Here is a 10,689-nt window from a genome sequence, read left to right as displayed (position 1 = left end):
TAATTCTGAAGTTTAGCTAAATGAGAAAGCGCCCTCTGGTAACGGAGGGCGCTTTTTGTTTAAATGTATAAGAATTATTGCGAGTTCAGTGCATTTGCAAAATTTCATCCACTTGTACTAGCCGCCTTGGCGGGTGCTATAAAAGTAATCTTATTAATTCAATCAATATCAAACCGTTCTTTATAAGCTTTGATAGTAAATTCTAAAGTATCTAAGTTCGTGAGGATAAACCATCCATATCGATGGTGAAACTCCTAAATACTTACGTTTCCATTTACTTGCGATATTTTCTATTTCTTTGACATACTCACCGCACCTAAAGGTGCGGTGATTCTTGACAGTTCACAGTAACTAGCTAACCGTTGCTAGTCTGAGAGTCACTCCCTGCCCGTTTAAGGTCGTGCCGATGCCCCATGCCGAAATTCGCGCTCTCCCAGGACTACAATTTTATAATTTTTAAACAGTGGTAATGCGTGATCTAAGTATTGCTTGTTGCTCTGACAAGTTGCTTGAACCCACTTTTTTATCATTAAATAATGCTTATTGCGAATAAAGGCTCTTTGTTGTTTTATCATAAATTGCCACATTCTTTAGCATGTACGCATTTCAGGCTATTTTTCTTCTCACAAGCTGTGCAAGCGATATTTCCTTAGTGTAAACTATCAGACATATTTTACACTGCGAGATTCGCATGAAGATTGAAGCGACATATACCTCTGTAGGAAGTCTCTTTAAGTACAGATCGATTTTTTTATCTCTAAATATCAAAGAGCTTATGCAAGGAATTCTGAATCAGTAGAATTGAATCATAAAAACAAATTTTGCCAAAAATTAATAATTGTTTCAGATTTAAATTTATTAAATTTTAGTACATAATAAAAACTTTTATTACACAACCACTAATGCTATTTTCTGAAAATGAAAGCCAAAGGAGTTTTAATTTACTTTTCTCTAAAAATCCCAACCCGATGTGGGTATATAACCAAAATAATCTGCAATTTTTAGATGTAAATGAAGCTGCTGTTTCTCACTACGGCTACTCACGAGAAGAGTTCTTGCAAATGCGAATAACTGACATTCGCCCTTCAGAAAATGTACCTCTCTTGCTTGAATATTTACGACAAAAGCATTCTAGCTTAGACTTTACTGGGCGATGGCGACATCAGCGAAAAGACGGACAGATTATTGATGTTGAAATTTTCACACAGGCAATAGACTATGGCAGTTATCAGGCTCGCCTAGTTCATATAAGAGACATCACAGAACACAAACAAATAGAAAGAACTCTTCAACAAAGTGAAGCTAGATTTCGAGTTATTTCTGAAGCTATTCCTGTTCCATTCATTATTTCGCGTGTGTCTGATGGGTTAATTTTATACGCTAATACAGAGTTGCTTCACACATTTCAGTTTTCTCCAGAGTATTTAGTTAATCGCAAAAAAATTGTAGATTTATATCATAACTTTACAGATTTAGAAGCACTGTTAAAGGTTCTTAATCAGCAAGGTTTTATTCATAATTATGAACTGCAATTAAAAAAAGCAGATGGAACTCATTTTTGGGCGATCGCTTCTTTACAATATTTAGTTTTTAACAATGAGTCAGCCATTTTAACAGTATTTAATGATATTAATGACCGAAAAAATGCCGAAACTAAACTCCAAGAACAAAATGAGTTTTTGCGGATAATTTTTGAGAATATACCATTGATGATTGCCCTGGTCAATGCCAATGGTAAACTCCAGTGGGTGAACCAAGAATGGGAAAATATTCTTGGTTGGAAATTTCAAGATTTCCAAACTCGTGATGTCTTGGAAGCACTATACCCTAATCCTGAATATCGGCAGTATGTAATTAGTTATATGCAGTCTGCACAACGCATTTGGGGCGACTTTAAAACTCAGGTGCGCGATGGTCGTCTATTGGATACATCTTGGACTAATGTTTACCTTTCAAATGGTCAAATTATCGGTATTGGGCAAGATATCACAGAACGTAAGCAAACTGAACTAGCTCTAAAAGCTCAAGCCGAACGGGAGCAATTGATGCGAACTGTTGCTCAACGAATTCGTCAATCTTTGAATCTTCAGGATATTTTGAATGCAACAGTTCAAGAAGTGCGAGATTTACTTGGGGTTGATCGAGTAGTAGTTTATCAATTTAACTCAGAGATGATCGGCACAATTATGGCAGAATCAGTGGAACCTGGATGGACGGTTTCTTTAGGTGTGGAGATTCCTGATACGTGTTTTCAAACAGGTGCAGGATTGGAATATTATCAGGGACGCAAACGAGCGATCGCTAATATTTATGAAGCTGGACTCACTGATTGCCATATTCGTCTGTTAAAACAATTTGAGGTGAAAGCAAATTTAGTTGTGCCGATTTTACTAGAAGTAAGCTCTCAAAGCCCTGGCTCTCACATTTGGGGTTTACTGATTGCTCACCAATGCTCTGATTTTCGTGAGTGGGAAGAAAATCAATTAGATTTGCTCGATCAAGTGACAGTGCAATTAGCGATCGCAATTCAACAATCCAGCATATTAGCGCAAGCTCAAACGGAACTTGTTCAAAGACAAAAAGCGCAAATAAAGTTAAAAACAGCCTTAGCTGAAAAAGAAGTTCTTTTAAAAGAAGTTCATCATCGAGTTAAAAATAATTTGCAAATTGTCTCCAGTTTATTACAACTTCAGTCTCAAACACTCAAAGATCCAGAAATAATCAAAGTTCTTCGAGAAAGCCAAAATCGAATTGAGTCAATATCTTTAATTCACAAAAATTTATATACTTCCGCTAATATCGGGCAAATTGATGTCGCTGACTATATCAGTAATTTAGCAGCCAGCTTGCTAATTTCCTATCAAATATGCCCTGGTAAAATTGCTCTAGAAACTGATATAGCTTCAGTAAGCTTGAATGTCGATCAAGCTATTGCCTGTGGATTGGTGATTAACGAATTAATCTCCAATGCCCTCAAACACGCTTTTCCCAATCAACAAGTAGGCACAATCAGTATTGCTTTACACAATATTGGCAATAGTATTGAGATGACTATCCGAGATAATGGGATTGGTTTACCAGATAATTTAGATTGGAGAAATACTGATTCTTTGGGTCTGTCGTTAGTACATGACTTGGTTACAGAACAACTAGAAGGCGAAATTACTCTAGAACGCAATCATGGAACAGTATTCAAAATTAAATTTAAGCAGTTAACTTTGCATCAGTAAATATCAAATGGGTCAAGCTAGGATTTTAGTCGTTGAAGATGAAGTGATTGTGGCTAGAACTATTGCTAGTCAACTCAGTCAACTAGGATACACTGTTACGGGTACAGCTTCATCTGGAAAAGTTGCCATTGCCAAGGCATCGGAAACTCAACCAGAACTAGTATTAATGGATATTATTCTTAAAGGTGATATGGACGGTATTGCTACCGCCAGTCAGATTCGCGAGCAGTTAGATGTACCTATAATCTATTTAACCGCTTATGGCGACGATCATACTTTAGAAAGAGCCAAAATTACCCAGCCTTTTGGATACATAGTTAAACCATTTACTACAAAAGATTTAAAAATTGCGATCGAGATTGGTCTTTTAAAACATCGCTTAGAACGTGAACTGCGGGAAAATCGAGATCAGTTAGCAACCCTTTTAAACTCAATGAGTGATGCTGTAATCGCTACTAATGAGCAGGGAAAGATGACATTCATGAATCCCGCAGCTGAAGCGCTGACCGGCTGGCAGCAAAAAGATGCTTTAGGAAATGAGGCGACGAAGATTTTTCATATTGTCGATGAAGTTACAGAAGCTACATTAGAAAATCCTGTGACAAAAGTGCTGCGTGAGCAACAGGTTGTTTATTTAGGGGAATTCACATCTCTGATTACAAAAAACGGCAAAAGAGTTCCCATTGGCGATAGTGCTTCACCACTGAAGCGAGGAACTGACCAGATAAATGGTGTAGTAGTTGTTTTTTGGGATCTTAGTGAACGACGGCAAACAAAATTGCTAGAGCAAGCATTAGAAAAGGAGCAAGAACTTAACCGTCTCAAGTCTCTATTTATCTCTACCGTATCTCATGAGTTCCGTAATCCTCTAACTGTTGTTCAAACCGCAGTAGAACTCATGGAAATGCAGGGAGCAAATTTGACAGATACAAAAAGAGGCATATATTTAAAGCGAATTCAAGGTGCTGTCCAATCTATGGAACAACTCATGGAAGAAGTGCTGTTTATGGGTAGAGCAGAAGCAGAAAAACTCATATTCAACCCTGCTCCCTTTAACCTAGAGCAATTTTGTCGAGACTTAATCGAAGATTTTTCGATTGTTGAAAACAGCGTATGTGAAATTATTTTTACCTGTCATAGTGAGAATACATCCGCTGTAATGGATGAAGGACTCTTACATTACCTATTTGGAAATCTACTCTCAAACGCGGTTAAATATTCTCCTCAAGGTGGCAAGATTCAGTTTGATTTAATATGTGACCCAATTGAGAAAGTCGTAACTTTTTGTATTCAAGATCAAGGTATTGGTATTCCCGAACCAGACCAAGCTCGGCTTTTTGAATCATTCTACCGAGCTTCAAATGTCAAATCAATTCAGGGTACTGGATTGGGGTTAGTAATTGTTAAAAGGTGCGTTGATGCTCACAGGGGTCAAATCAGTGTGACAAGTGAAGTTGGAGTCGGTACTAAATTTACAGTAATTTTGCCCTTAAATTCCGAATTATGAGTTATAAATTCTTCTTCAACTCACATCCTGATTTTTGTTCCCAACTTGGGTTTGGTAGTGTCGCCATTTTTCCTGCTGACGCGCTCTTTTCTCCTCGGTGAGGCTATCAAAACAATAGGCACAGGAGATACCTTGCTCATACTTTGGAGACACTTTATCTTCTTCTGAAATCGGACGCCCACAACAGAGGCACAACTCATAACTTCCTTTCTCCAACCCATGACTAACGGCTACCCGTTCATCAAAAACAAAACATTCTCCTTCCCATAAACTTTCTTGTGCTGGAACTTCTTGCAAATACTTAAGTATGCCGCCCTTGAGATGATAGACTTCTGCAAAACCTTGTGCAAGCATGAAGGATGAAGCTTTTTCACAGCGAATGCCGCCTGTACAAAAGAGAGCAACCTTTTTGTGTTTAGTTGGGTCGAGATGGTGGCGCACATAATCAGGAAATTCGCGGAATGATTCAGTTTGGGGATTTTCTGCCCCTTGAAAAGTACCAATATTCACCTCATAATTATTGCGGGTGTCAATTACCGTTACTTCTGGATTGGCAATTAAATCATTCCATTCTTCAGGGTTGACATAGATACCAACTTGCTCACTTGGGTCAATTTCTGGCAACCCCAAAGTGACAATTTCTTGTTTCAACCGCACCTTCATCCGCTCAAAAGGTGGAGTTTCGGTATAGGACTCTTTGGATTCTAAGTCTGCTAAACGGGGGTCAGAACGCAGAAACCAGAGAACTGAGTCAATGGCTTGACGCGAACCGGCAATTGTACCGTTAATCCCTTCAAGTGCCAGCAAAATCGTCCCCTTTACACCTTGCGCTTGGCAGTAAGACAGCAGAGGATCTCGTTTCTCGGCAAAATCTGGCAGCTTAACAAATTTATACAGTGCTGCAACAACTTGAATATTTTCTGGCTTCATCCCTTTGGTGATAAAACAATATAAGTTACAATAACAACGCTAATCAAAGTTATCTACTATTTTAATATGGGGGTTTAGCTCAGTTGGTAGAGCGCCTGCTTTGCAAGCAGGATGTCAGCGGTTCGAGTCCGCTAACCTCCATTGGAAGGGGTTTTTGCTAACCTACGCACATTCAAATCAATTAAAACCCCTTTCATTATCAAAAAATGGGGTTATTTTCCTTGTTAGGCAAGGGGTTTAGGGAGAGGAGAGTATGGTATTGCATCCACTGCACCGATTCAAATTCCTACTTAGTTAAAGGAGGCAAACTCTGACTTGACAGTACTCAGATAATTTTGAGCGTTCAAAATTTGACTTATCTTTAGTTAGGGGGTTATTTGGAAAAGCGTCCATTGGGGTTAGTGGCAATTGTTCTCTACAAATCATTTGTCGCCTTGCTGCTTATGGTTACTTCGATCGCTTTATTATTGACATTAAAAAATTATCAAAATCTAGAGGCGTTTTCACAAAATTATGTTTTAGAAGGTAAATCGATGATTATTGATTTGCTTTTAAAGAAAGTTGTTAACTTAAATCCTAGAACTCTGGCATTTAGCGGTATCGGAACAGGAATCTATGCTATTGTTACTGCTATTGAAGCTTTTGGTTTATGGTACGAAAAGCGTTGGGCACATGTCTTGGTATTGGGACTTGTCGGTATCAGTATTCCCCCAGAGATTTATGAATTGATTCAGGGAATATCTCTGCTAAAAATATTGGTTTTTTTGTTAAATTTAGCAGTATTTGGCTATTTATTCCGAAATTTCCCTAAACATCCCAACTAATTTTTGATAAGAAGAAAGGCAAGAAGCAGGAGGCAGGAGTCAGAAGGAAGAAAGCTACTTGAAATGTTTGGCTACAAGAGGCTACGGGTTTACGCAAAACCAAGACCTCACGTTATACAATCGCTAGAAATACAATCTGGAGAGCAACTTGCCTAGATCGATTCAGTCTACTCAACCACCACTAAAATTTATTCCCCAAAAGTTGAATCCTTTGGTACTCCAGATTGTTCGGTGGTTACTGCCGATCGCACTACGGTTTCGCACTCGCCCCTGGCTACCGGCTGGGATTGTCAAGATTGAAGCCGAGAATGTTGAAGTATTAGCTGAACTCTATCAACAATTTCAGGCTGGAAAAATTCGCTTTTTGTTGGCATTTCGCCACCCAGAGGTAGAAGATCCCCTGTGTATGCTGTATTTGCTTTCTCGCATTGTGCCACAAGTTGCTCGTCAAAAAGGTATTACACTACAATCCTTGGTTCACAGCTATTTTCTTTATGACCGGGGTATGACAGTTTGGGCTGGAAAGTGGCTAGGTTGGTTGTTCTCTCTGCTGGGAGGTGTGCCGGTTCGTCGTGGTAGGCGACTAGATCGGCAAGCTATCCAAAATGCACGAGAGTTGTTTGCTAATGGCGAACTACCGATCGCAGTAGCGCCAGAAGGCGGTACTAATGGTCATAGTGGTATTGTTAGCCCCTTAGAACCTGGTGTTGCTCAAATGGCGTTCTGGTGTGTAGAGGACTTACAAAAAGCTAACCGTTCTGAGACTGTGATTGTTGTGCCGATCGCCATCCAATATCGCTACGTTGAGCCACCTTGGTCTAAACTGGATTGGCTGTTGAGTAAGTTAGAAGCTGATAGTGGCTTGAAAGTTTTGGAAATTGATTCGGGCAATAGCGAAGAAATTTACTATCAACGCCTCTGTAGGTTGGCTGAATATCTGATTACCGAGATGGAAGAGTTTTATCGTCGCTTCTATCATCAAGACATCCCAAAAACCGTCTCAACTGATGAATTGAAGAGTGCTAATCAGGTATTAATTGCCCGACTCCATCGCCTACTAGATAAGGCTTTACAAGTTACCGAGCAATATTTTGGAGTTCAAGCGCAGGGTAATTTTATTGACCGTTGTCGTCGCTTGGAAGAGGCTGGCTGGAGTTACATTTACCGAGATGATTTGCCAGATATCAATGCTTTATCACCCTTCAAACGCGGTTTGGCAGACTGGATTGCAGAAGAAGCCGACTTGCGAATGCGGCACATGCGGATAGTGGAAAGTTTTGTTGCAGTCACAGCTAATTATATTCAGGAGCAACCGACAGCGGAACGGTTTGCAGAAACAGCTTTGCTTGTATTCGATATGCTTTCTAGAATTCAGGATACAACACTTCCGGGGCGACCTCGCTTAGGTTTGCGACAGGCACAAATCACTGTGGGAGAGGCAATTTCAGTTACAGAACGCTTCACAAATTGTCAGGGCGATCGCCAAGCGTCTAAACAAGCTGTGAGCGATTTGACAAAAGATTTGCAAATCGCTTTAGAGAAGATGATTAGATAACGGAAATTCTCAGACTTTTTCGCTCGAATTTTGTCAAATGTTTGTTGCACCTTTAGGGACTCGCAAAAAATAAATTATCCCAAATTATTTATAGATTTGTAGGGGCGCAAAGTCTTCATAGGTGTCAACTTAACGCTAAACCCTTTGGTGACAACGTTTTGCCCTCACCCACAGCCCCCAATACGGTTCGGTTAAAGAGGAAAGGGGAAAGGGGAAAGGTTTTGAATACATCCTTTACCCTTTACCCCTTACCCTTTCCCCAGACCACAAGGAAAGTGAAAAATGCTTATCCGAACCGTATTGCCCCAGCCCCTCTCCCCAAGGGCTATCCATTACCCGGATCTTTCTTAACATTGTTGTAAGGCAGACTGTGAAGGAATGACAGAATTAAACAACAGCAGAATGATTGACTTTAGAGACAAAAGATGTAGAAAGATATAGTGCGATCGCATAGCGTGTCGGAGGCAATCGTTAACAACAAACGTCATCTGGAGAATCTCAGTGTCGTGTAATCGCCGCAACCCACGCCAAATGGTTTTCACTCCAGGTTCACCATCGCCTTTATGACCTAAAAAGCCACGCCTGTCGGGCAATCATCAGTACTGCTTGGTATAAAGATGATGGCGTCTCAGGTGGGATAAGATTTTGATTGATAGTGGCGCATAAAGATAAGCCTGCGCCGTGGGCGGGTTTCCCGACTGGAGGCGACTGGCGTTGCCATTCACTCTTTTCTAAAACAGTGTCACATGGCAACTCAGGATTAACTCTTGCTTCATAAGTCAGCCATTAATTTGTCAATGCGGACAAACAATTTGGCAATCGACCAAAGGTAACGAGCGCGGAGGGATTTGAACCCCCGACCCACAGAACCGGAATCTGTTGCTCTATCCACTGAGCCACGCGCCCTTATGCTTCCTTATTATAGCACGTTTGTGATAAAATTCGCAGTCTTAAAGATAATTAGCAGGGTCTACGGGTGTACCATTCCGACGAACTTCAAAGTGGAGATGGGGACCAGTTGAGAAACCTGTGGAACCGACAGCAGCGATCGCTTGTCCACGTTCAACTGCTTGTCCTTCAGAAACATATAACTCGCTGGTATGACCGTAAAGTGTAGTCATGCCATTACCGTGATCGATAATTAGCGCTCTGCCATAACCACCATACCACCCAGCAAAAATTACTGTTCCCGAATCGGCTGCCCGAATTTTACTGCCATAGCTGGCGGCAAAATCCAACCCGGCATGAAAGCGACGATAGCCAAGAATAGGGTGAACTCGCCAGCCAAAAGGACTACTAGTAGAAGCATCGCTAGGATATGCCATTACACCAGTTCCCCGAATGATCATACCTGTTCTGCTGTTGGTTTTTCCTTGAGCTTCTGCTACCTTTTGTTGAATCAAGACTTCCAGATTTTTCGATTCTCTTTCTAGCTGATTTTGCGCGGCTTCTAAGGCCAGGCGATCGCTATTCAGGCGTTGAATCAATTCTGATTGTGATTGCGCCTGGGTTTGATAATCGGCTTTTTGTGCCAAAAGTTGCTCGCGAATTAAGCCAATTTCGTTTTTTTGCTGTTCTACTTCCGTTTTTTGTTTGTCGATCGAGTTTGCTTGGGTGTTGAGTTTTGCCAAAATTTGTTGGTCTGCCTGAAACACTAACTTCAACTGATGACGACGGCTGAAAAAGTCGTTGATATTTTCACTTTCAAGCAAAACTGCCCATCCAGCAGAAGCAGGCGATCGCTGGAGATAACGCAATCGTGCTACTGTTGCGATTTGCCGCTCCTGATATGAACGTTCTGCCACATCTAAATCAGTTTCTAACTGTTGGAGGCGTTGGGTAGCAAGTTGTAATCGTGATTCGCTCTCTTGCAGATAGCTATCTGTAGTTTGCAGATTTTGCTTTAAACCAATGAGGTGTTTTTGGGCCTCTTGTTGAAGATTAGTTAAGCGATCGCGCTCTCCAACTACACCCTGACGCTGCTGGTTCATTTGTTGCTGCTGCTGTCGCAGAGTATCAATAGACCCTGTAGACGTTGCATCGGCTGGAATTAATCCCAAACAAACCCACAAAACGCAGCAAAATACAATAGATAAACAGCAATAAATCTGCTTTTTTTCTAGAAATCGCGCTCTCATAGTGCGAACCTAATCAAAACGATGCTTTCAAACACTATGAGGATTATTCCCAAAATCTGATTCACCCACTCCAACACTATGTATCAAATTGGTCTGCCACGTTGTAACACAAAGATTCTGTCTGTGTCAGCATTGAGCAGGTATGTGAGCGGGTGAAATGTATGAACGCACGTATAGCAATTCTCTTAATTACCTTGGTTGTTCCAGGTTTGGCTGTGGTGGGAGTATCGTTGTATTGGTTTAATCTCGATTATGCAGCACTGATCAAAGCTGAAAAGTATGTGGAAAACCTGGTGGAGGTTGGAAAAGTAAATGATAGACAGTTAGAGTATGCCTATCATCGCACCTACATTCATCGCATCAACGTATTTGCCGATGGCACCTGGGGATTACTGGGAGGTGTAATTACAGCACTAGGTATAAATGGATTAGTCGCTATTAAAAAATAGATGGGGAGCAGGGGAGCAGGGGAGCAGGGGAGCAGGGGAGCAGGGGAGCAGGGGAG

Annotated in this window: 7 protein-coding genes, 2 tRNA genes and 2 pseudogenes; 6 read left to right on the top strand and 5 right to left on the bottom strand. The window is 40.9% G+C overall.

The genetic code is table 11. The features are described from left to right. Positions 1 to 161: 161 nt before the first annotated feature. Positions 162 to 288, bottom strand: a pseudogene (locus RMY27_RS34815) (IS4 family transposase); the annotation flags it as partial. A 614-nt stretch (positions 289 to 902) separates the two neighbouring features. Here RMY27_RS34815 and RMY27_RS34810 point away from each other — a divergent pair. Further along, positions 903 to 3,230: a PAS domain S-box protein gene (locus RMY27_RS34810; protein WP_322669354.1), complete on the top strand. Its 2,328-nt coding sequence runs from the start codon at positions 903 to 905 to the stop codon at positions 3,228 to 3,230. A gap of 7 nt (positions 3,231 to 3,237) precedes the next feature. Next, a complete protein-coding gene (locus RMY27_RS34805) occupies positions 3,238 to 4,737 on the top strand; it encodes an ATP-binding protein (protein WP_322669353.1) in 1,500 nt (499 codons plus the stop codon). Between the two features lie 15 nt (positions 4,738 to 4,752). Here RMY27_RS34805 and RMY27_RS34800 read toward each other — a convergent pair whose 3' ends face one another. Further along, entirely contained in the window at positions 4,753 to 5,667 is a 915-nt protein-coding gene (locus RMY27_RS34800) for a rhodanese-related sulfurtransferase (protein ID WP_322669352.1), read from the bottom strand. A 68-nt stretch (positions 5,668 to 5,735) separates the two neighbouring features. Between RMY27_RS34800 and RMY27_RS34795 the strand changes: the two genes are divergently transcribed. From RMY27_RS34795 to RMY27_RS34785, 3 genes are all read left to right on the top strand, one after another. Then, positions 5,736 to 5,808: transfer RNA gene (locus RMY27_RS34795), tRNA-Ala, on the top strand. A gap of 236 nt (positions 5,809 to 6,044) precedes the next feature. Beyond that, positions 6,045 to 6,491: a DUF2127 domain-containing protein gene (locus tag RMY27_RS34790; protein WP_322669351.1), complete on the top strand. Its 447-nt coding sequence runs from the start codon at positions 6,045 to 6,047 to the stop codon at positions 6,489 to 6,491. A gap of 148 nt (positions 6,492 to 6,639) precedes the next feature. Next, positions 6,640 to 8,046, top strand: a complete 1,407-nt coding sequence (locus tag RMY27_RS34785; RefSeq protein ID WP_322669350.1) for a 1-acyl-sn-glycerol-3-phosphate acyltransferase — start codon at positions 6,640 to 6,642, stop codon at positions 8,044 to 8,046. A gap of 503 nt (positions 8,047 to 8,549) precedes the next feature. Here RMY27_RS34785 and RMY27_RS35720 read toward each other — a convergent pair. The 3 genes and pseudogenes from RMY27_RS35720 to RMY27_RS34770 form a co-directional block, all read right to left on the bottom strand. Next, positions 8,550 to 8,832: pseudogene (locus RMY27_RS35720) on the bottom strand (IS4 family transposase); the annotation flags it as partial. Positions 8,833 to 8,879: 47 nt separating this feature from the next. Then, a tRNA-Arg gene (locus tag RMY27_RS34775) sits at positions 8,880 to 8,952 on the bottom strand. Positions 8,953 to 8,996: 44 nt separating this feature from the next. Further along, positions 8,997 to 10,184 carry a murein hydrolase activator EnvC family protein gene (locus RMY27_RS34770; RefSeq protein WP_322669349.1) on the bottom strand — a complete coding sequence of 396 codons (1,188 nt, stop codon included), beginning with the start codon at positions 10,182 to 10,184 and terminating at the stop codon, positions 8,997 to 8,999. A 161-nt stretch (positions 10,185 to 10,345) separates the two neighbouring features. On the opposite strand from RMY27_RS34770, the gene RMY27_RS34765 reads away from it, so the two are divergent. Then, positions 10,346 to 10,633 (top strand): hypothetical protein, encoded by a 288-nt coding sequence (locus tag RMY27_RS34765; protein ID WP_322669348.1) that lies wholly within the window; start codon positions 10,346 to 10,348, stop codon positions 10,631 to 10,633. Positions 10,634 to 10,689 lie beyond the last annotated feature (56 nt).

The sequence above is a fragment of the Nostoc sp. DedQUE09 genome (assembly GCF_034530915.1).
GTDB lineage: Bacteria > Cyanobacteriota > Cyanobacteriia > Cyanobacteriales > Nostocaceae > Nostoc.
This window is presented reverse-complemented; position numbering and strand designations above follow the sequence as displayed.

What these genes read in the sequence shown, in the direction of transcription:
- RMY27_RS34810 (WP_322669354.1), top strand. Translation starts at nt 903, where the DNA reads ATGCTATTTTCTGAAAATGAAAGCCAAAGGAGTTTTAATTTACTTTTC.
- RMY27_RS34805 (WP_322669353.1), top strand. Translation starts at nt 3,238, where the DNA reads ATGGGTCAAGCTAGGATTTTAGTCGTTGAAGATGAAGTGATTGTGGCT.
- RMY27_RS34800 (WP_322669352.1), bottom strand. Translation starts at nt 5,667, where the DNA reads ATGAAGCCAGAAAATATTCAAGTTGTTGCAGCACTGTATAAATTTGTT.
- RMY27_RS34770 (WP_322669349.1), bottom strand. Translation starts at nt 10,184, where the DNA reads ATGAGAGCGCGATTTCTAGAAAAAAAGCAGATTTATTGCTGTTTATCT.
- RMY27_RS34765 (WP_322669348.1), top strand. Translation starts at nt 10,346, where the DNA reads ATGAACGCACGTATAGCAATTCTCTTAATTACCTTGGTTGTTCCAGGT.